Source organism: Erythrobacter sp. SDW2 (assembly GCF_021431965.1).
Classification (GTDB): domain Bacteria; phylum Pseudomonadota; class Alphaproteobacteria; order Sphingomonadales; family Sphingomonadaceae; genus Parerythrobacter.
This window is the reverse complement of record NZ_CP090370.1, coordinates 386,517-405,062: the sequence shown is the minus strand read 5'-3', so window position 1 is coordinate 405,062 and position 18,546 is coordinate 386,517. Positions and strand designations below refer to the sequence as shown.

At 64.1% G+C, this 18,546-nt stretch carries 18 protein-coding genes; 12 read left to right on the top strand and 6 right to left on the bottom strand.

Annotation, left to right across the window (positions count from 1 at the left end; genetic code table 11):
* The first annotated feature begins 34 nt into the window (after positions 1-34).
* The 3 genes from LY632_RS01970 to LY632_RS01960 are packed head-to-tail and all read left to right on the top strand — an operon-like array spanning position 35 to position 3,617.
* Positions 35-1,576 (top strand): acyl-CoA synthetase, encoded by a 1,542-nt coding sequence (locus tag LY632_RS01970; protein WP_234092141.1) that lies wholly within the window; start codon positions 35-37, stop codon positions 1,574-1,576.
* Positions 1,576-2,886 (top strand): cytochrome P450, encoded by a 1,311-nt coding sequence (locus tag LY632_RS01965; RefSeq protein WP_234092140.1) that lies wholly within the window; start codon positions 1,576-1,578, stop codon positions 2,884-2,886. Before LY632_RS01970 ends, LY632_RS01965 begins: the two co-directional genes overlap by 1 nt.
* Entirely contained in the window at positions 2,883-3,617 is a 735-nt protein-coding gene (locus LY632_RS01960; RefSeq protein WP_234092139.1) for an SDR family NAD(P)-dependent oxidoreductase, read from the top strand. Before LY632_RS01965 ends, LY632_RS01960 begins: the two co-directional genes overlap by 4 nt.
* Before the next feature lie 217 nt (positions 3,618-3,834).
* Here the strand turns inward: LY632_RS01960 and LY632_RS01955 are convergent, their stop codons facing one another.
* Positions 3,835-4,119 (bottom strand): hypothetical protein, encoded by a 285-nt coding sequence (locus tag LY632_RS01955; protein ID WP_234092138.1) that lies wholly within the window; start codon positions 4,117-4,119, stop codon positions 3,835-3,837.
* A gap of 262 nt (positions 4,120-4,381) precedes the next feature.
* Here LY632_RS01955 and LY632_RS01950 point away from each other — a divergent pair, with 262 nt between their 5' ends.
* Both LY632_RS01950 and LY632_RS01945 read left to right on the top strand, forming a co-directional pair.
* Positions 4,382-6,031 carry an Eco57I restriction-modification methylase domain-containing protein gene (locus LY632_RS01950; protein ID WP_234092137.1) on the top strand — a complete coding sequence of 550 codons (1,650 nt, stop codon included), beginning with the start codon at positions 4,382-4,384 and terminating at the stop codon, positions 6,029-6,031.
* Positions 6,028-6,975, top strand: a complete 948-nt coding sequence (locus LY632_RS01945; protein WP_234092136.1) for a BsuBI/PstI family type II restriction endonuclease — start codon at positions 6,028-6,030, stop codon at positions 6,973-6,975. Before LY632_RS01950 ends, LY632_RS01945 begins: the two co-directional genes overlap by 4 nt.
* 69 nt (positions 6,976-7,044) lie before the next feature.
* Here LY632_RS01945 and LY632_RS01940 read toward each other — a convergent pair whose 3' ends face one another.
* A complete protein-coding gene (locus LY632_RS01940) occupies positions 7,045-7,944 on the bottom strand; it encodes a UTP--glucose-1-phosphate uridylyltransferase (protein ID WP_234092135.1) in 900 nt (299 codons plus the stop codon).
* A gap of 258 nt (positions 7,945-8,202) precedes the next feature.
* Here LY632_RS01940 and murA point away from each other — a divergent pair, with 258 nt between their 5' ends.
* Positions 8,203-9,486 carry a UDP-N-acetylglucosamine 1-carboxyvinyltransferase gene (murA, locus tag LY632_RS01935; protein ID WP_234092134.1) on the top strand — a complete coding sequence of 428 codons (1,284 nt, stop codon included), beginning with the start codon at positions 8,203-8,205 and terminating at the stop codon, positions 9,484-9,486.
* Positions 9,487-9,546: 60 nt separating this feature from the next.
* Positions 9,547-9,774, top strand: a complete 228-nt coding sequence (locus LY632_RS01930; protein WP_234092133.1) for a hypothetical protein — start codon at positions 9,547-9,549, stop codon at positions 9,772-9,774.
* Here LY632_RS01930 and LY632_RS01925 read toward each other — a convergent pair.
* On the bottom strand, positions 9,768-10,004 hold the full coding sequence (locus LY632_RS01925) for a ribbon-helix-helix domain-containing protein (RefSeq protein ID WP_234092132.1): 237 nt from the start codon (positions 10,002-10,004) through the stop codon (positions 9,768-9,770). The genes LY632_RS01930 and LY632_RS01925 overlap by 7 nt on opposite strands.
* A gap of 83 nt (positions 10,005-10,087) precedes the next feature.
* Between LY632_RS01925 and LY632_RS01920 the strand changes: the two genes are divergently transcribed.
* Positions 10,088-10,852 carry a DUF4019 domain-containing protein gene (locus tag LY632_RS01920; RefSeq protein ID WP_234092131.1) on the top strand — a complete coding sequence of 255 codons (765 nt, stop codon included), beginning with the start codon at positions 10,088-10,090 and terminating at the stop codon, positions 10,850-10,852.
* A 25-nt stretch (positions 10,853-10,877) separates the two neighbouring features.
* Here LY632_RS01920 and LY632_RS01915 read toward each other — a convergent pair whose 3' ends face one another.
* The 3 genes from LY632_RS01915 to LY632_RS01905 all read right to left on the bottom strand — a co-directional run bounded on the left by LY632_RS01915 (position 10,878) and on the right by LY632_RS01905 (position 13,569).
* Positions 10,878-11,723: a hypothetical protein gene (locus LY632_RS01915; protein ID WP_234092130.1), complete on the bottom strand. Its 846-nt coding sequence runs from the start codon at positions 11,721-11,723 to the stop codon at positions 10,878-10,880.
* Between the two features lie 89 nt (positions 11,724-11,812).
* Positions 11,813-12,535, bottom strand: coding sequence for an acetoacetyl-CoA reductase (gene phbB / locus LY632_RS01910; protein ID WP_234092129.1), 723 nt, complete (start codon positions 12,533-12,535; stop codon positions 11,813-11,815).
* A gap of 287 nt (positions 12,536-12,822) precedes the next feature.
* Positions 12,823-13,569: a hypothetical protein gene (locus LY632_RS01905; protein WP_234092128.1), complete on the bottom strand. Its 747-nt coding sequence runs from the start codon at positions 13,567-13,569 to the stop codon at positions 12,823-12,825.
* A 322-nt stretch (positions 13,570-13,891) separates the two neighbouring features.
* On the opposite strand from LY632_RS01905, the gene LY632_RS01900 reads away from it, so the two are divergent.
* The 4 genes from LY632_RS01900 to LY632_RS01885 all read left to right on the top strand — a co-directional run bounded on the left by LY632_RS01900 (position 13,892) and on the right by LY632_RS01885 (position 18,465).
* Positions 13,892-14,344, top strand: coding sequence for a DUF3576 domain-containing protein (locus LY632_RS01900; protein ID WP_234092127.1), 453 nt, complete (start codon positions 13,892-13,894; stop codon positions 14,342-14,344).
* Positions 14,345-14,408: 64 nt separating this feature from the next.
* On the top strand, positions 14,409-16,940 hold the full coding sequence (gene leuS / locus LY632_RS01895; protein ID WP_234092126.1) for a leucine--tRNA ligase: 2,532 nt from the start codon (positions 14,409-14,411) through the stop codon (positions 16,938-16,940).
* Positions 16,940-17,431 carry an LPS assembly lipoprotein LptE gene (gene lptE, locus LY632_RS01890; protein ID WP_234092125.1) on the top strand — a complete coding sequence of 164 codons (492 nt, stop codon included), beginning with the start codon at positions 16,940-16,942 and terminating at the stop codon, positions 17,429-17,431. The genes leuS and lptE overlap by 1 nt, the downstream gene beginning before the upstream one ends.
* Entirely contained in the window at positions 17,428-18,465 is a 1,038-nt protein-coding gene (locus LY632_RS01885) for a DNA polymerase III subunit delta (RefSeq protein ID WP_234092124.1), read from the top strand. Before lptE ends, LY632_RS01885 begins: the two co-directional genes overlap by 4 nt.
* Positions 18,466-18,546: the final 81 nt, after the last annotated feature.

The window sequence follows — 18,546 nt, the reverse complement described above, 5'->3', positions numbered from 1 at the left end:
GCTCGATAAAACTTTCCACTGAGGAGAGACATCGATGCACCCGATTCAGCACGCCAAGACACGTCCCGATCATGCCGCCATCATCATGGCGAGCACGGGCGAGACCGTGACCTATGGCGAAATGGACGCCTATGCCAACCGTTTCGCTCAACTGCTTCGCGCACGCGGGTTCGGACCTAACGACGCCTTCGCGGTGCTGATGGAGAATAACGCCCACTATCTCCAGCTCGTGTGGGGCTCGCAGCGTGCCGGGACCATGCTGGTGCCGATCTCGACCCGACTGACCGCGCCTGAGATTTCCTACATCCTCAAGGATTCGGGCACAAAGCTGCTGATCACCTCGCCCAAATATGCCGCGGTGCTGGAAGGCATCCGCGCCGAGTGCCCCGACCTGCCGGTGTTGATCGCCGGGGAAGAGGGCGAAGAGAATCTCGAGGCTGCCTTGGCCGCTCAGCCCGCTGAACCGATTGCCGACCAGGCTCCGGGGATGGTCATGCTTTACAGCTCCGGCACCACCGGGCGGCCCAAGGGCGTGCGGCCAGCGCCGCCCGAAGATCCGGATATCGAAGCGGTCAACCCGCTGGTCGGCCTCGCGGTAATGGGTGCGGGAATGCCCAGCGATGGCAGCATGGTCTATCTCTCCCCCGCACCGCTCTATCATGCGGCACCGATCGGCTGGTGCTCGACCGTCCACCGGCTCGGCGGCACGGTGGTGGTGATGGAGCGGTTCGACCCTGAATTCGCGCTCCAGACGATCGAGAAGTACCAGGTCACCGACAGCCAGTGGGTGCCGACGCATTTCGTCCGCATGCTCAAGCTCGATGAAGCCGTGCGGAGCAAGTACGACCTCTCCAGCCACAAGCGCGCGCTCCATGCTGCCGCGCCCTGTCCGGTTCCCGTCAAGCAAGCGATGATCGAGTGGTGGGGCCCGATCGTGAACGAATACTACGCCGGATCGGAAAGCATCGGGATGACCATGATCCGCTCGCCCGAATGGCTCACCCACCCCGGCTCGGTCGGGGTTGCGATCCATGGCAAGCTGCACATCTGCGGTCCCGATGGCGAGGAAGTCCCGGCCGGCACCGACGGGCTGATCTATTTCGAGAACGACATCCTGCCCACCTATCACAACGACCCGGAAAAGACCGCCGATGCGATGCACCCCAAGGGCTGGATGACGCTGGGCGATATCGGCCATGTCGACAAGGATGGCTATCTCTACCTCACCGACCGCAAGAGCCACATGATCATCAGCGGCGGGGTCAATATCTATCCGCAGGAGATCGAGAACCTGCTGGTCACCCATCCCAAGGTGATGGACGCAGCGGTCATCGGCGCGCCGGAGCCGGACCTGGGTGAACAGGTGGTCGCGGTGGTCCAGCCCATCGACATGGCGGAGGCAGGCGAGGCGTTCGAACAGGAGCTGCGCGACTTCCTCGCGCCGCAGCTGTCGCGCATCAAGATGCCGCGCCTGTTCGACTTCCGGCCCGAACTTCCCCGCGAAGCGAATGGCAAGCTCTACAAGCGCGAGCTGCGCGACGAATACGCCGCCAGGGCCGCAGCGGAGATTGCCTGATGGCCAGCACCGCCGACTATCCCGTCATCCCGACCGAGATCGCCCGCGAGCTGATCGACCCGCACGCCTATGCCGCGTGGGACCCGTTGCTCGACACCTTCGACATGGTCCGCCGCGAGATGCCGGTCGCCAAGATCGTGCCCGAGGAGGAAAGGCTGTTCGAGCCGTTCTGGTTCGTCAGCCGCTATGATGACGTGATGCGGATGAGCAAGGACAACGCCACCTTCCTCAACAATCCGCGCCCGGTGGTGTTCAGCCTCAACTCTGCAATCGAATTCTCGCGCGCCGCGACGGGCAGCGACATGCTGGTCGATTCGCTGGTCGTCTTCGATGCCCCGATCCACCCCAAGTACCGGCGGCTGACGCAGGACTGGTTCATGCCGCGCAACCTGGCGAAGATCGAGGGCGAGATCAGGACGATTGCGCAGCGCGCGGTCGACAAGCTGATCGCAGCAGGCGCGAACGGCGAGGTGGTCGACTTCGCCAAGCTCGTCTCCGCGCCCTATCCGCTGCATGTGGTGATGCAGATCCTCGGCGTGCCCGAGGTGGACGAACCGCGCATGCTGATGCTGACGCAGCAGATGTTCGGCGGGCAGGACAAGGACCTTTCGGGCACGGGGCTCGACAACATGACGCCGGAACAGGTGCTGACGCTGGTTGCGGGTGCGGTGAAGAGCTTCGAGGATTACTTCGCCGGCATCGCCCGGGATCGCCGCGCCAATCCGACCGACGATGTCGCCAGCGTCATCGCCAATGCCACCGTCGATGGCGAACCGCTGCCTGATCGCGACATGGCGGGATATTACATCATCGTCGCCACCGCCGGGCACGATACCACTTCGGCCAGCACCGCCGGCGCGATGCAGGCGCTGGCGCAGGACCCGGAACAATGGGCCAAGGTCAGGGCCGACCGTTCGCTGCTCGGCGGCATTGTCGAGGAAGCGATCCGCTGGACCACGCCGGTGCAGCATTTCATGCGCACCGCGGCGGAGGACACCGAGCTTGGCGGGCAGACCATCCGCAAGGGCGATTGGCTGATGATGAACTACGTCGCCGCTAACCACGATCCGGCCCAATTCGACAATCCGCGCAAGTTCGACGCCGCGCGTAGCCCCAACCGGCACCTCGCCTTCGGGGCGGGGGCGCACCAGTGCCTCGGCCTGCATCTCGCCCGGCTGGAGATGAAGATCCTGTTCGAGACGCTGCTCGACCGGATCGACACCATCGAGCTGGCAGGCAAGCCCGAACGGTCGACCTCGACCTTCGTCGGCGGGCTCAAGACGCTTCCCGTGAGGTTCACCGCAGCATGAGCGACCCGCTCGATTTTTCCGGCCAGCGAGTGCTGATCGTCGGCGGCTCCAGCGGCATCGGCAACGGCATGGCGCGGGCCTTTCTTGAGCGCGGTGCCGAGGTCCATGTGTGGGGAACGCGTACCTCTGCGGCAGACTATGCTGACGAGGACGGCTCCGACCTCACCGGGCTGCACTATGCCCGGGTCGACGTCAGCGATCCGGCCCAGATCGACGGCGCGCCGGGCTTCGACAGCCTCGAGGTGCTGATCTGCTGCCAGGGCGCGGTCGAATACAAGCGCGCCGAGTTCGAGCGCGAGGGGTGGGACCGGGTGCTGGCCGTCAACCTCAGTTCGATCATGGACTGCGCCCGCAAGTATCGCGCCGCGCTGGCCGAGGCAAAGGGCACGCTGATCGCGGTCAGTTCGACCGCCGCCTATCACTCGACCATCGGCAACCCGGCCTATGGCGCGTCCAAGGCGGGCGCGGTGGCGCTGGTGCGCAACCTCGCCGCCGCCTTCGCCAGCGAGGGTATCCGCGTCAACGGCATTGCCCCCGGCTTCGTTGCCACCAAGATGACCAGGGTGACGACCGACAACCCCGAACGGATGCAAGGCGCGCTGGCCCGCATCCCCTTGCGCCGCATGGGCACCCCGGCGGATATGGCCGGGGCGGCGCTGTTCCTCGCCTCGCCGTTGAGCGCCTATGTCCTGGGGCAGACCATCGTGGTGGATGGCGGGCTGACGCTGTAATTGCTCGCTTTTCCGCGTCCTCGGGCGCGCAAGGTGACACTAGGGCGACACCAAAATCCGACAGCGCGGCGGCGCGGAGAAATTCTCGAAATTAGCCCATGCGCGCATGACAAAGGAAAGTTCGCGTCAGCCGGCGCGGGCGGCGAAGATGATCGACGGTATGAAAGAGCCGGAGCGAGGCTAGCAGCTTTGTGGCGTGTAGGAAAATGCGGTGCCTTCAGGCCGCCATCAACAGCTCGATCCGCTCCAGTTCCTTGAAGAATTCAAAGCAGAGCTGCTCTCGCTCCTCGTCCGGAAGCCAGCGGGTCATGTTGGGGAACACGACCTTGTTGTAGCGATAGGTCCGCTGGTCCCACATGTTCTCCGCCGTCACGGCACGGGCCGAGGCCAGAATCGCCTGCGCATCTTCGCGAATATCGTCGGGATCGGGCAGCCAGCTTTCCTGAACTGGCCGTTCTTCGGCAAAACCGAAGCCGAGCTGTCCTGTTGAATCTGCGGCCATTCCGGTCCCTTATCGCGGCCTTGCAACTTGCGTTGCGTGACTGTTCGACTAGCACAGGACTATTCGAGAGGGGGCGCATGACTCAAGCCGCATCTGTGCAGAAACTTGTGGGCGCATTTTCGGCGCGCTGGCCAAGTCCAAGCTGGCGGTGTCAGGCGGGCAAAGTGGCAACGCATTATCCTGCGGTTCATCGGGAGGTGCCTTGTTCTTCATTTGATCTATGGCTAAGCAAGTGCTGCTATTCTGAAAGGCCCTGTTCAAAGTGACCACCGACTTTTCACAGCTGCGACATCGATGTGGCTTGGAAGTGCAGGAGGTGGCCAGTGAGTTTGGGGAGCCACTAGAGACTGTATTCAAATGGGAATGCGGCGAAGTTTCTCCGCCTGACCGGGTGTTGCGCTCCCTTTCCATCATGGCAGATTTTTCGAGCAAGCCGACAACGCAGACTGAGCTCGCCGTTGCCCTGCTTGAGCGGCCCGAAACTCCGACACGTCTTAACCCTGCAATGCTTCGCCAGCGCAAATCGCAGCTCGGGCAGTTCATGACACCGCCGAACGTCGCCGAGTTCATGGCTTCACTGTTCGAGTTTCCAGCAGCGCCAAAAATTCGTCTGCTTGATGCCGGAGCCGGTCGAGGCGCGCTAACCGCCGCATTCGTTGAACGCGCCGGGGCAGCGGCCAAGATCGCCGCATCAGCCTTCGAGTTCGACGATCAAATCCTGCCAGACTTGCGCGAGCAACTCGCTACGCTTCGCCAGCGCGTCAATGTCGATTGTGAGCTGATCGAAGGCGATTTCATCGAGGACGCGACAAACCGCATCTGCCTTGGCAAAGGCACGCGCTACAGCCACGCCATCCTCAATCCGCCCTACAAGAAGATTAGCAACGATTCCCGCCACCGCGCCTTGCTCAGCGCTGCCGGGTTAGAGACGGTCAATCTATATTCCGGCTTTGTAGGGCTGGCGCTCGAATTGCTCGAAGAAGGTGGCGAGCTTGTCGCGATCATCCCGCGTAGTTTCTGCAATGGACCCTACTATCAGCCCTTTCGCCGTTTCCTCCTGCGGCGTGCGGCGATCCGCCACATCCACCTGTTCGATGCCCGCAACAAGGCGTTTAAGGACGATGGCGTGCTGCAGGAAAACATCATCATCAAGCTGGTGCGTGGCGCGGCACAAAGCACCGTCACCGTTTCGGCATCGACCGACGACAGCTTTGCCGACTATTCCGAGAAGCGGCACGACTTCGCGCGGATCGTCTTCCCCCATGATGCCGACGCCTTCATCCACATCCCAACCGGTGACGACGACCAGATCCTCGAGCGTGCCAGTTTCGGCCATAGCCTCGCCGACCTAGGGCTTTCCGTCTCGACCGGCCCAGTGGTAGATTTCCGGCTGCGCGAAGACTTGCGGGCCGATCCTGAGCGCGGCACTGTGCCCTTACTCTATCCCGGCCATTTCAACGGCACTGGCGTGCAATGGCCGAAGCCGGGATTTAAGAAGCCAAACGCCATCCGCGACACGATGACAACGCGCAAATGGCTTTATCCCAATGGCTTCTATACCGTTGTGCGGCGCTTCTCGTCGAAGGAGGAGCGGCGAAGGATTGTTGCCAATGTTATCGATCCCACGCGGCTCCCCGCCCAAATGATCGGGATTGAGAACCACCTCAATGTCTTCCACGTCAAGCGCCAACCCATCCCCGAAGAGCTAGCGCACGGGCTGGCCACCTATCTAGCCGCGACCGCCGTCGATACCTATTTCCGGCGCTTCAACGGCCACACACAGGTCAATGCGACCGACCTTCGCGCCATGCGCTATCCCAGCCGTGAGGCGCTCTTCGTGCTCGGCAAATGGGCGAAGGGCCGCGCCAGCATCTCGCAGGAGGAGATCGACGAACGGGTGGACGCCCTTTGATCGACCACCCTCACATTGCCGCCGCCCTGCAGATACTGGGCGACCTCGGCTTGCCGCCCGCTCAGCAGAACGAGCGCTCGGCTTTGACGCTCTTGGCCTTGCTCGATTTGCGGCCCGGTCGCGAATGGAAACGAGCCGCAGCACCGCTGATCGGCATCACGCCGATCATGGATTGGATGCGCGAGCAATATGGTAAGAACTATAAACCGAACACTCGCGAGACTGTGCGGCGGCAGACAATGCATCAGTTTGTGTTGGCGGGCATCGCTCTCTACAACCCCGACGATCCCGCCCGACCGGTCAACAGCCCCGCCGCTGTCTATCAAGTTTCGCCCCATGCGCTTTCGCTTTTCAAGACCTGGGGCAAGCGAGGCTGGACTAAGCGGCTGGCGGATTATCGCCGCGACGTGCAATCTTTGGCTGATCGCTTCGCTCGCGAGCGCGAGATGGAGCGCATTCCCGTTCAACTCGCCGATGGCATCGAAATTCGCCTCAGCCCCGGCGAGCATAGCGCGCTGATCCGCGATATCATCGACGAGTTCGCTCCCCGCTTCGCGCCGGGAAGTGCATTGATCTATGCGGGTGATACCGGAAGCAAGATGGGCTATTTCGACCGCGAGCGGTTGGCGGCGCTGGGCGTCACCGTCAATGACCACGGCAAGATGCCCGATGTCGTGCTCCACGATAAAAAGCGGAACTGGCTTCTGTTGATCGAATCCGTCACCAGCCATGGCCCTGTTGATGGTAAGCGCCATCACGAGCTTGCCGCGCTTTTTGCGGGCTCGAGCGCCGGACTGGTCTATGTCACGGCTTTCCCGACACGCGCAGTTATGGCCCGTTACCTAGCAAACATTGCTTGGGAGTCCGAAGTTTGGGTTGCCGAAGCGCCAACCCATATGATCCACTTCAATGGCGACCGATTTCTTGGCCCTCATCTAGAATAGACAGTCATAAAACTGAGGGCGACGTTTGACTGCATCAACCCGAAGGGGTTTGGGCAGGAATTCACAGACTTACCACAACAATCTCTCCGCCATCGCCCGCACTTCCGCGCCCATGTCCTCGCGCTCCAGCGCCAGGGCCAGGGTCGCCTCGACGAAGCCCAGCTTGCTGCCGCAGTCGTAGCGGCGGCCGTCGAAGGTGACGGCGTGGAACGGCTGGGTGCCGATCATCCGCGCCATGGCATCGGTCAGCTGGATCTCGCCGCCGGCGCCCTTGCCCTGGTCCTCCAGCACCCGCATCACTTCGGGCTGGAGGATATAGCGGCCCGAGACGATCTTGTTCGACGGCGCCTCGCTCACCGGCGGCTTCTCGACCAGCCCGCGCACTTCGGTCAGCGTGTCCGAGACCCGCGCGCCCGGATCGATCACGCCGTAGCTGGAAACCTCTTCCCGCGGCACTTCCAGTACGCTGATGAGATTGCCGCCGGTTTGCCCGTAGGCCTCGACCATCTGCTTCATGCAGCCTGTGCCGACGGCGCCGTCGCCCAGCCTGTGCGGGATCATCAGCTCGTCGGGCAGGAAGATCGCGAAAGGCTCGTCGCCGACAATGGCGCGAGCGCACCAGATCGCGTGGCCGAGCCCCAGCGGCACCTGCTGGCGGACGGTGATGATGGCGCCCGGGGTGAAACGGGTCGGTTCCAGGACATCGAGTGACTTGCCGCGCTCGGCCATGGTTGTCTCGAGCTCGTAGGCGACGTCGAAATGCTCGACGATGGCGGTCTTGCCGCGTCCGGTGACGAAAATCATCTGCTCGATCCCCGCCTCGCGCGCCTCGTCCACCGCATACTGGATCAGCGGGCGGTCGACGATCGGCAGCAGTTCCTTGGGAATCGCCTTGGTCGCCGGCAGGAACCGGGTGCCGAGCCCCGCGACGGGGAAGACGGCTTTCTTGATCGGTTTCGGGCTGCTCATGGCGCACGGGAATCGCAGGGGATCGTGACAGCGTCAACCGTTGTGCTGAGTGGTTTCGCGCCAAGACGCTAAGCCGCCAAGAGGTTGCACCCGGCCGCAGGCCTACCAACGCACCGAGAGCTTGCGGGCTTCGCAAAGGTCGCGGTTTGAGTGTGGCTTCGCCACGGGCTCTTCATCTTGGCGGCTTAGCGTCTTGGCGCGAAACAAATCGATTGCCCAGCCTTGCCCGCGCCCCGTTTCCGGCTAAACGCTCGAGGGATGGACAAACTCGTTATTCGCGGCGGCAATCGCCTTTCCGGCACCATCCCCATTTCGGGCGCGAAGAATTCGGCGCTGACGCTGATCCCCTGCGCCCTGCTGACCGAGGAGCCGGTTACCCTGCGCAATCTGCCGCGGCTGGCCGATATCGACGGCTTCCAGCACCTGATCAACCAGTTCGGGGTGACCACGGTCATCCAGGGCAGCCGACCCGAGGATTTCGGCCGGGTGATGAGCATGGAAGCGACCCGGATCACCTCCACCGTCGCGCCATATGATCTGGTGCGCAAAATGCGCGCCTCGATCCTCGTGCTTGGCCCGATGCTGGCGCGGATGGGCGAGGCAACCGTCTCGCTGCCCGGCGGCTGCGCCATCGGCAACCGTCCGATCGACCTGCACCTCAAGGCGCTGGAGGCTTTCGGCGCGCGGATCGAGCTGGCGGCGGGCTATGTCAAGGCGGTTGCCCCCGATGGCGGGCTTCCCGGCGGCGACTTCGATTTCCCGGTGGTATCGGTCGGCGCGACCGAGAACGCGCTGATGGCGGCGGTGCTGGCGAACGGCACCAGCCGCCTGTTCAATGCCGCGCGCGAGCCCGAGATCGTCGACCTGTGCAATCTGCTGGTGGCGATGGGGGCGGAGATCGAGAATATCGGCCAGTCCGATCTCGTCATCCACGGGGTCAAGCGGCTGCACGGTGCGACCTACCGCGTCATGCCCGACCGGATCGAGGCCGGCTCCTACGCCTGCGCCGCTGCCATTACCGGCGGCGATGTGATGCTGGAGGGCGCGCGCGAGCACGAGATGCTGGCGACGCTTCATGCGCTACAGGCGATCGGTTGCGAGGTGGAAGGCTCGAAGGCAGGTGTGCGGGTGGCCGCCAATGGCCCGCTCAAGGCGACCAACCTCACCACCGCACCCTATCCCGGCCTCGCCACCGACATGCAGGCGCAGCTGATGAGCCTGCTGTGCCTTGCCGAGGGCACCAGTGTGCTCAAGGAAACCATCTTCGAAAACCGCTTCATGCATGTGCCCGAACTCGCCCGCATGGGCGCCGATATCGAGACCGAGGGCCGCACTGCCATCGTCAAGGGCGTCGGCAAGCTGACCGGGGCCGAGGTCATGGCGACGGACCTGCGCGCTTCGATGAGCCTCATCATCGCCGCACTCGCCGCAGAGGGCGAAAGCCAGGTGCGCCGGATCTACCACCTGGATCGCGGTTATGAGCGGCTGGAAGAGAAGCTCCAGCTGGTGGGCGCAGATATCGAACGGGTCGGCGACGACTGAGACAGTCGCGCCGGACCCAATCTTCTTCTCCACCGTTGATCGGATAGAAGGAGACACCCCATGCTGCTCAAGGCACTCGCACTCGGCGCGCTCGGCTACGCCGGATACAAATATTACGAGAAGAACCAGAAAGGCCCGCACGCCGCGTTCGCGGGCAATCAGGGCGATGCGCTGATCCGCGATTCGGGCCCCGGGTCCATGCGCGACAAACCGGCGCGGAAGTGGAGCAAGACCGACGAGGAAAGCGACCAAAGCTTCCCGGCCAGCGATCCGCCCGCTAACTACTGACCGGCGGCACTTGCCACAAGCCACACCCGGATCGCGCTGGCGAGTCCGGGCGGCGTCGGTGCCTTGATGCGTTGCTCGTCGATCCTGGCCACCAGCGCATTGATCGGCACGCCCTCTGCCTCGGCTGCATTACGCAGCATATCCCAAAACAGCGGCTCCATGCTGATCGAGGTCTTGTGCCCGGCGATTTCGACAGAGCGTTTGACCGGGGGGTGGTAGGGAATGTTCATGTCACCAGCCTAGCCCGCGCTTTCCGCCGAGCCATCAATTTTTTGGGGTGGCAGGCAGGGGTTCCAGCGCTTAGCCCGGCACCATGCGCACCGGCATCGACGACCTGACCGACAAGGAAAAGGAAACGCTCCGCCTGATCGTGCGCGGGCACGATGCCAAATCGACTGCGCGCGAGCTGGGACTGTCGGTTCACACTGTCAACGAACGGCTCCGCGATGCGCGGCGCAAGCTCTCGGTTTCCAGCAGCCGCGAGGCAGCGCGGCACTTGCTGGCGGCCGAAGCGCACGACCCCGAATCGCTTGGGGACGCGTTTTTGGGGGAAGCCGGGGGTGCGCAAGTCATGGCAGGCCAGCCGGCATCCACTCATGCCGAGTGGTGGGCGAGGCCCCGCTTCGCTCTTTTCGCTTCCGGAGTTCTTGCCATGTCCCTGATTTTCGCGGCGTTGCTCTTGCCTGCCTCGCCCCTTTCGATGCTGCCTGCCAGCATCTCCGCCAGCGCCGAAGCATCGGACGAAGCCAGTGCCGAGGCTGCCGCCCGCGCCGCCGAGGATTTTCTCGAACTGATCGATGACGGCCAATGGGCGGAAAGTTACGCCGCCACCGGCGCGCAGTTCCGCGAACTCAACACGCTCGAGCGCTGGACCGAAGTATCGGAAAAGGTCCGTCCGCCGCTGGGCGAAATGCATACCCGGGACCTGGTAGCGAACGAATTCGTCCCGGCGCCGCCCCAAGGCTACCGGATGGTCAAATTCGCCAGCAGCTATGCCAATGGCACCAGACAGGTCGAGACCTTGTCGCTCTCCTGGGAAGAGGGGGCCTGGAAGGTCGTCGGCATCGTCTTCGAGTGAGTCTGCCCGTGGACCCGGGCATCCATCAGACTGCCCTGTCGCCGGCGACGTCGGCCGCGACCGCGACGGGGCGGGACGGATGCCTGCCGTTCCCCCTCGGCCAAACCGACGCCGCGAGCAGTACGGCAACCAGGGCGAGCGCGACGAGAAAGGCCGCCGCCTTGCCGGGTGTCGCGACCAGCCGGGTCAGCGGATCGATCAGCTCCAGGTGCGTCAACCACGCCTTGGCAGCTTCGGCCACGAGATAGGAACCCCCGGCCAGCAGGTAGGGCCAGTTGTTCCGCCGGTCGCGCAGGAGCATGGCCAGCACAACGACCGCGATGATCGCCTGCCCGGTCATGGCGGCGGTCTGGAACCGGTAGAAGGTTTCCGGCCCTTCGATCCGGAACGGCGGCGCAAAGGCGAGCAAGGCAAAGAACAGCGCAGGGCCGAGAAACAGGACCAGCGTGCTCATCAGCAATGCCCCGTGAAGCTTGCGCCGCCGTTTGAGTGCGAACGCCAGAAAGAGGACCAGCGCCAGCCAGACCGTCCCGACGACATTCTGAACGATGAGGAAATCCGGTTCGCCGGAGGCGATCGCCCGCTGTGCGCTGTGCACTGTCAGCAGGGCAGCGGATGCCACCAGCAGCGGGCCCGCCGCGAGTACCGCCAGACCCAGCCGGCGGTGCCGACTTGCGTTGCCGCGTGCCAGCTGGGCCAGTTGTGCAAACAACAACCCCAGCCACAGATAGGTGGTTGCGATATGCAGATGGTGGTGCGGCTGGGGGTCGGCAGAAGGGCCGAGATAGATATTCCAGAAGCCGAGCGCACCTATGACCGAGGTCGCACCGATCAGGCCGAACTCCGCCCCGTATTGCTTGAACCGCCCCATACGCCCTCCCCGAGCAGTGACAGTTCTATAGGCCGAAATGAGAAACGAAGGAATTGGTCCCCTTGCTGTCCTGCAGGGGCGGCCGCTCCCTAGTACATGTGCTGGCCGCCGTTGATGCTCATGGTCGAACCGGTCATGAAGCCGCCGTTCTCGCTGGTGAGAAAGGCTACGCCGCGGGCGATTTCCTCGGCCATGCCAAGACGGCCGACCGGGATCTTGGCGACGATCTTCTCCAGCACCGGGGCCGGGACAGCGGCGACCATGTCGGTGTCGATATAGCCGGGCGCGATGGCGTTGACGGTGACACCGAATTTGGCCCCCTCCTGCGCCAGCGCCTTGGTGAAGCCGTGGATGCCGCTCTTGGCGGCGGCATAGTTGACCTGGCCGTACTGGCCTGCCTGGCCGTTGATCGAGCCGATGTTGACGATCCGGCCCCAGCCGCGCTCGCGCATGCCGGGGAAGGTCGCCTTGGCCATGTTGAAACAGCCGCCGAGATTGACGCGCATGACGTCGTTCCAGTCGTCGAAGCTCATCTTGTGCAGCGTGCCGTCGCGGGTGATGCCGGCATTGTTGATGACGATATCGATCGGGCCGAATTCGGCTTCGACGGCTGCACAGCCCTCAAGGCAGGCCTCGTGATCGCCGACATCCCATTTGCGCGCGGGAATGCCGGTTTCGTCGCTGAACTTCTTCGCGGCCGAATCGTTGCCGGCATAGTTGGCGATCACGGTGTGCCCCTGCCGCTGGAGGCGCTGGCAGATCGCCTCGCCAATGCCGCGGGTTCCTCCGGTAACGATTGCTACGCGTGCCATGTTTGCATCCTCTCGATCTTTGCGCCTCTTGCCGATGACGTAGCGTCAGCGCGGGATGCGGGCAAAGAAAAACCCCGCCGGAGCGGGGTAGGTGAAATCGAATTCATGCAGAAACGCCTGGCCTCAAACACCGAAGGGGTAGGCCAACGGGAGGCCTCAAACACCGAAGGGGTAGGCCAACGGGAGGCCTCAAACACCGAAGGGGTAGGCCAACGGGAGGCCTCAAACACCGAAGGGGTAGGCCAACGGGAGGCCTCAAACACCGGAGGGGTAGGCTGGCATATGCCTTAGAAGCGAAGCTGCGTTCCGACATAGACGGCCTGATCATCCTCGACCCCATCGGTCAGCGGGGCGAGGCGATAGCGGTCCTGCGACAGGCGGACGCCGGCAGTAACATCAAGGTTGCGGGTCACACGGTAGGCCCCGCCCAGGTCGACGCTCTGCTCGGATCCGCCTTCGAGGGTACGCGGCGCGCGGCCAGGCTCGCGCTCGCTCTCGAGCGTGATGCGGGGCTGGAACCGGCTCGGCTTGCTCGGGACGGTGCCCTGGCGTGGCTTGAATTCGGCAAGGTCGGGCATTTCGATCTTCGAGACGCCGACCGGCAGGTCTGCCGCGGGCTTCACGAAGCTCTGGTATCCACGGGCGATGCCAAGGTCGAAGCGGGTCGGTGCCACCGACAGGGTGGTCCGGCGACCCGGTGCATTGTCGCCGGCAATGGCCGAGCGCACCGAAATCGCCCGGGCGGTTTCCTGGTCCACGCGCACAGCCACTGTAACAGTGCGGTCAGCCGGAGTGCGGCCGGCAGCGGGCGTAAAGCGCATCGCCTTGCGCGCGGCGGCGTAGCGGTTGTTGACCCGCTCGGCCAGCGCAGGATCGACTCCGGCCGGCGTGAAACGCGGTGCATCTTCGATCATCGGGGCAAACACGGCGTTGGTCACGGCCATGCCGGCGGTCGGCAAGGCTGCCAATACGGCACCACCGATCAGCGCCGGGACCAGCCCGCGCTTGAACATCGATGAGGTCTTGCCGTTCATGACTACTGCCTATTTTCCCCAATCCAGCGGAGAATCGCTCAAGCGCATTCCGACTGAACCCAAGGTGAAGTTACGCCGATTCGCTTCGAATGCCAGCTTTTCCACATTCCATTCTCCGTGTTGTGCCAAAGTGTTGCATGCAGCCCACAAAAGCCGGGTTGGGTGACGCAGCGAAATTGGCTGCCATTCACCTCGGATACAGCGCTCTACGGCTCAAAGGCATGCCACACAGACGGCACACACAGGTGCAGCCTCTCTTGCCGCCCGCACAGGTGTGGCTATAGAGGCTGCCAATAGAGATCCGAGGACACCAGAGCTTCCCATGCGCAAATCCCACAACCGCCTCCGCACCGTCACCCGCATTGCCCTGGGAGGTGCCGCGTTGGCCTCGCTGGCCGCATGTGGCGGCGGCGAACGTCCCGAGGCGGACCTTGCGGCTTCGCGGATCAGCACCATCGGCGTTAATTCCTACCTGTGGCGCGCCGCGCTGGAGACGGTCAGCTTCGCGCCGCTGCTGCAGGCTGACAGCGCCGGCGGCGTGATCGTGACCGACTGGTACGCCAATCCGCAAAACCCTGGTGAGCGCGTCAAGCTGACGGTTTCGATCCTTGACCAGGATCTGCGGGCCGATGCGCTGCGCGTTGCTGCCAGTCGCCAGGTTGCACAGGGCGGCGCCTGGGTCGATGCGCCGGTCCAGGCTGCCACGGTGCAGAAGCTGGAAGACATCATCCTGACCAAGGCGCGCGAGCTTCGCCGCCAGGCTGTGGCCGGCTGATTCTTTCGAGAAACAAGGCGTGCGCGACGCTTCCAATATCGCGCAAATTCCCTAGAGGGACCGCATGAGCGACACCCGTTTCGATCCGGCCCAGGCCGACGCGCGCTGGCAATCCGCCTGGGACGAGGCGCGGGCCTTCCGCGCCGACAGCAATTCGGACAAGCCGAAGAGCTTCGTGCTGGAGATGTTTCCCTATCCTTCGGGAAGGATCCATGTCGGCCACGTGCGCAATTACACCATGGGTGACGTGCTGGCGCGCTACAAGAAAATGCGTGGGTTCGAGGTCCTCCACCCGATGGGCTGGGACGCCTTCGGCATGCCGGCGGAAAATGCCGCGATGGAAAAGGGCGTCCACCCCGGCGGCTGGACCCGCGCCAATATCGAACACATGAAATCGCAGCTCAAGCGCCTCGGCTTCGCGCTCGACTGGAGCCGCGAGCTGGCGACCTGCGAGCCGGACTATTACGGCCACGAGCAGGCGCTGTTCATCGATCTGTACAAGGCCGGCCTCGTCTACCGCAAGGAAAGCGAGGTCAACTGGGACCCGGTCGACATGACCGTGCTCGCCAACGAGCAGGTGATCGACGGCAAGGGCTGGCGCAGCGGCGCCGAGGTCGAGAAGCGCAAGCTGGCGCAGTGGTTTCTCAAGATCACCGACTTTGCCGAAGACCTGCTCGAAGGGCTCGGCAGCCTCGACAACTGGCCCGACAAGGTCCGCCTGATGCAGGAAAACTGGATCGGCAAGTCGCAAGGGCTGGAGTTCAGCTTCGACCTGTCCAATGGCGACGCGCTGCCAGTCTATACCACGCGGCCCGATACGATCTTCGGGACGAGCTTCGTCGCGGTCGCGCCCGACCATCCGGTGGCGCAGGGCGTGGCGGCGCAGAATTGCGACGCCGCCAGGTTCATCGAGCTGTGCAAGAAGGGCGGCACCACCGCAGCCGAACTGGAGACGGCGGAGAAGCTGGGTTTCGACACCGGCATCGGGGCGAAACATCCCTTCACCGGCGCTTATCTGCCGGTCTTCATCGCCAACTTCGTGCTGATGGATTACGGCACCGGCGCGATCATGGCGGTGCCGGGGCACGACCAGCGCGACTTCGATTTCGCCACCAAATACGGCCTGCCGATCCCGCGCGTCGTCGCGGCCAGCGTCGAAGAAGCGGGCAAGCCCTTCTCTGGCCAGGCCGAGGCGGGCGACGGGGTGATCGTCAATTCGGACTTCCTCGACGGCATGAGCGTCGAGGACGCCAAGGCCGAGATCATCAAGCGGATCGAGGTCGAGGGTCGCGGCCAGGGCAAGACGGTCTGGCGCCTGCGCGACTGGGGGGTCAGCCGCCAACGTTACTGGGGCACGCCGATCCCCTTCGTCCATTGCCCAGAAGAAAATGGCGGCTGCGGCGTGGTGCCGGTGCCCAAGGAACAACTGCCCGTCACCCTGCCCGACGATGTCGATTTCCGGACCCCGGGCAACCCGCTGCTGCGGCACCCGACGTGGAAGCACACCACCTGTCCCGATTGCGGTGCGGCGGCTGTCCGAGAAACCGACACGCTCGACACTTTCGTCGATTCGAGCTGGTACTTCCTGCGCTTCGCCAGCCAGCCGGCAGACAAGCCGTTCGACAAGGACGAGGTCGCCAGATGGCTGCCGGTCGAGCAGTATATCGGCGGCATCGAGCATGCGATCCTGCACCTGCTCTACGCCCGCTTCTGGACCCGGGCGCTGGCCCATATCGGCCTGATCGATGTCCGGGAGCCCTTCGCCTCGCTGTTCACGCAAGGGATGGTGACGCACGAGACCTATTCGCGCCGCGAGGATGGTCGCGAAGTGTTCTATTCGCCCGAGGAGGTGAACCGCACCGGCGAAGGCGCGAGCCTCAAGGATGGCGGGGCGCCGGTCGAGATCGGCCGGGTCATCAAGATGTCCAAGTCGAAGAAGAACGTCGTCGACCCGGATACGATGGTGGATCGCTATGGTGCCGACGCGGTGCGCTGGTTCATGCTCAGCGACAGCCCGCCCGAACGCGACCTGCCGTGGTCCGAAGCCGGGATCGAGGGCTGCTGGCGCTTCGTCCAGCGAGTCTGGCGTCTCAGCGACCAGCACGATGCCGGGGCCGGGGGCGAGGACAAGGCGCTCGCGCGCAAGACGCATCAAACCATCGCGGCGGTCGCCGATGATATCGAGGCGCTGAGTTTCAACAAGGCGGTGGCCCGGCTCTACGAACTTGCGAGCGCGATCGACAAGGCGGCGCCATCGGCGTCTCGCTCCGAGGCGATCCGCAGCATGCTGCACATGTTGTCGCCGATGATGCCGCACCTGGCCGAAGAGGCCTGGGCGAAGATTGGCGGCACAGGCTTGCTCGCCGAAGCGACCTGGCCCCAGGTCGATCCGGCGCTGCTGGTGGAGGATGAAGTGACCATCGCCGTCCAGCATATGGGCAAGCTGCGCGACACGCTGACCGCGCCCAAGGGAAGCCCCCGGGAAAACCTCGAAGCCCTTGCGCTCGCCAGCGAGAAGGTTCAGCGTTCGATCGATGGAGCCACTGTTCGCAAGGTGATCGTCGTGCCCGACCGGCTGGTCAATATCGTTACCTGATGCGCGCCCTGATGCTCTTGGTCGCATTGCTGGCGCTGGGCGGTTGCGGATTGCAGCCGATCTATGCCGGTGGGGTAAACGGCAATGCCGCCGTCCAGGGTCTCGCTGCCATTGAAGTCGCACCGATGCCGGGCCGCGCCGGGTGGCTCATGGCCAACGCCCTCAATGATCGGCTCTCGGCGGCGGGCAATGCAACGCCGCGTTACCGCCTCGATGTGCGTCTCGACGACAATCTCGAGGGCCTCGGCCTGCTCAACGACGACACCATCGGGCGTGAGCGGCGTACGCTGCGGGCACGCTACCAGCTGGTCGACCTTTCGACCGGCTCGATCGTGCTCGACGCGACCGCCGGTTCTGACGCAGGGATCGACGTTGTGTCCAGCGAGTACGCCACGATCGCTGCCGAGCAGACGGCCCTCGAGCGGCTGGCGGGTGAAGTGGCCGACCAGATCGTGACCCGGATCTCGCTCACCCTGCGCAACGGGCAATGAAGGCAACCCAGCGTGACTTTCCCGGGGCGGCGAGCAAGTTCGCCCGGCAATGCTCGATCTTTTTCTTCTGCGGCCCCGACGAATCGGGAGCGGCCGCCGCGGCGGATGCGGTGTGTGCCGCGCTCCCCGACGCCGGTGAGCGAGTGGAACTCGCCGGGGCCGAGCTCAAACGCGATCCCGTGCTGTTGGGGGACGAGGCGCGCTCGACTTCGCTGTTCGGCGATGCCCGCCACATCTTCGTGCGAGCGTCGGGAGACGAACTGCTCGACGCGGTGGGCAATTTCTTCCTTGGCTCGGGCGAAGCCTGCCCGGTCCTGATTGTCGCTTCGGGCGCAACCGACAAGTCGCGTACCGCCAAGCTGCTGGAGAAGCGGCCCGACGCATTGGTGGCGATGTTCTATCCTCCCGACCTGCGCAGCATGACCGGCACGGTGCGCGATCTCGCCGATGCGGCAGGCGTGCGACTGAGCGGCGACCTCGCGGAAAGGATCGCCCGTGCATCGGCCCTCGACCAGCGGCTGGCGCTGTCCGAAGTGACCAAGCTCGCGCTCTATCTCGATGCCTCTCCCGAAGCGCCCAAGACCGCAGATCCTGCCGCCTGGAACGAGATTGGCGCTGCCACCGAGGAAGACGGCTTCATGCCGATCGTCAACGCGGCCCTCTCGGGGCAGGTCAAGCGGCTCCCCGCCGAACTCGCCCGAATGCGCGAGCTTGGCATCAACGCCGTGGCCGTCGCGCTCGCAGTGGAACGACGGACCGCACAATTGGCACAACTGGCAGCAAGGCTGGGGCGGAGCAGCGACATCGGCGGACTGATCGATTCGGAAAAGGCGGCGCGGCGAATTTTCTGGAAAGACGAGCGAGACCTGCGCGAGCAATTGAAGATATGGCGCGGCAAGCGGCTCGACCGGCTGGTTGCCCGGGTCACCGCGCTGCATCGCAACCTTCTGGGCAACAGCCAGTCCGCCGAAATGCTGCTGGCACAGGAGCTGGCCGAAATAGCCAGCCATGCGTCCTTGGTCGGGACACGTTGAAGGATTGATTGACCAATCTTTTACATAACGGTTAGGTTGTTCTACCTAGGGAGTGTCCGGTTCTAGTCCCGGATACAGGAA

What these genes read in the sequence shown, in the direction of transcription:
- LY632_RS01970 (WP_234092141.1), top strand. Translation starts at nt 35, where the DNA reads ATGCACCCGATTCAGCACGCCAAGACACGTCCCGATCATGCCGCCATC.
- LY632_RS01965 (WP_234092140.1), top strand. Translation starts at nt 1,576, where the DNA reads ATGGCCAGCACCGCCGACTATCCCGTCATCCCGACCGAGATCGCCCGC.
- LY632_RS01960 (WP_234092139.1), top strand. Translation starts at nt 2,883, where the DNA reads ATGAGCGACCCGCTCGATTTTTCCGGCCAGCGAGTGCTGATCGTCGGC.
- LY632_RS01955 (WP_234092138.1), bottom strand. Translation starts at nt 4,119, where the DNA reads ATGGCCGCAGATTCAACAGGACAGCTCGGCTTCGGTTTTGCCGAAGAA.
- LY632_RS01940 (WP_234092135.1), bottom strand. Translation starts at nt 7,944, where the DNA reads ATGAGCAGCCCGAAACCGATCAAGAAAGCCGTCTTCCCCGTCGCGGGG.
- murA (WP_234092134.1), top strand. Translation starts at nt 8,203, where the DNA reads ATGGACAAACTCGTTATTCGCGGCGGCAATCGCCTTTCCGGCACCATC.
- LY632_RS01930 (WP_234092133.1), top strand. Translation starts at nt 9,547, where the DNA reads ATGCTGCTCAAGGCACTCGCACTCGGCGCGCTCGGCTACGCCGGATAC.
- LY632_RS01925 (WP_234092132.1), bottom strand. Translation starts at nt 10,004, where the DNA reads ATGAACATTCCCTACCACCCCCCGGTCAAACGCTCTGTCGAAATCGCC.
- LY632_RS01920 (WP_234092131.1), top strand. Translation starts at nt 10,088, where the DNA reads ATGCGCACCGGCATCGACGACCTGACCGACAAGGAAAAGGAAACGCTC.
- LY632_RS01915 (WP_234092130.1), bottom strand. Translation starts at nt 11,723, where the DNA reads ATGGGGCGGTTCAAGCAATACGGGGCGGAGTTCGGCCTGATCGGTGCG.
- phbB (WP_234092129.1), bottom strand. Translation starts at nt 12,535, where the DNA reads ATGGCACGCGTAGCAATCGTTACCGGAGGAACCCGCGGCATTGGCGAG.
- LY632_RS01905 (WP_234092128.1), bottom strand. Translation starts at nt 13,569, where the DNA reads ATGAACGGCAAGACCTCATCGATGTTCAAGCGCGGGCTGGTCCCGGCG.
- LY632_RS01900 (WP_234092127.1), top strand. Translation starts at nt 13,892, where the DNA reads ATGCGCAAATCCCACAACCGCCTCCGCACCGTCACCCGCATTGCCCTG.
- leuS (WP_234092126.1), top strand. Translation starts at nt 14,409, where the DNA reads ATGAGCGACACCCGTTTCGATCCGGCCCAGGCCGACGCGCGCTGGCAA.
- lptE (WP_234092125.1), top strand. Translation starts at nt 16,940, where the DNA reads ATGCGCGCCCTGATGCTCTTGGTCGCATTGCTGGCGCTGGGCGGTTGC.
- LY632_RS01885 (WP_234092124.1), top strand. Translation starts at nt 17,428, where the DNA reads ATGAAGGCAACCCAGCGTGACTTTCCCGGGGCGGCGAGCAAGTTCGCC.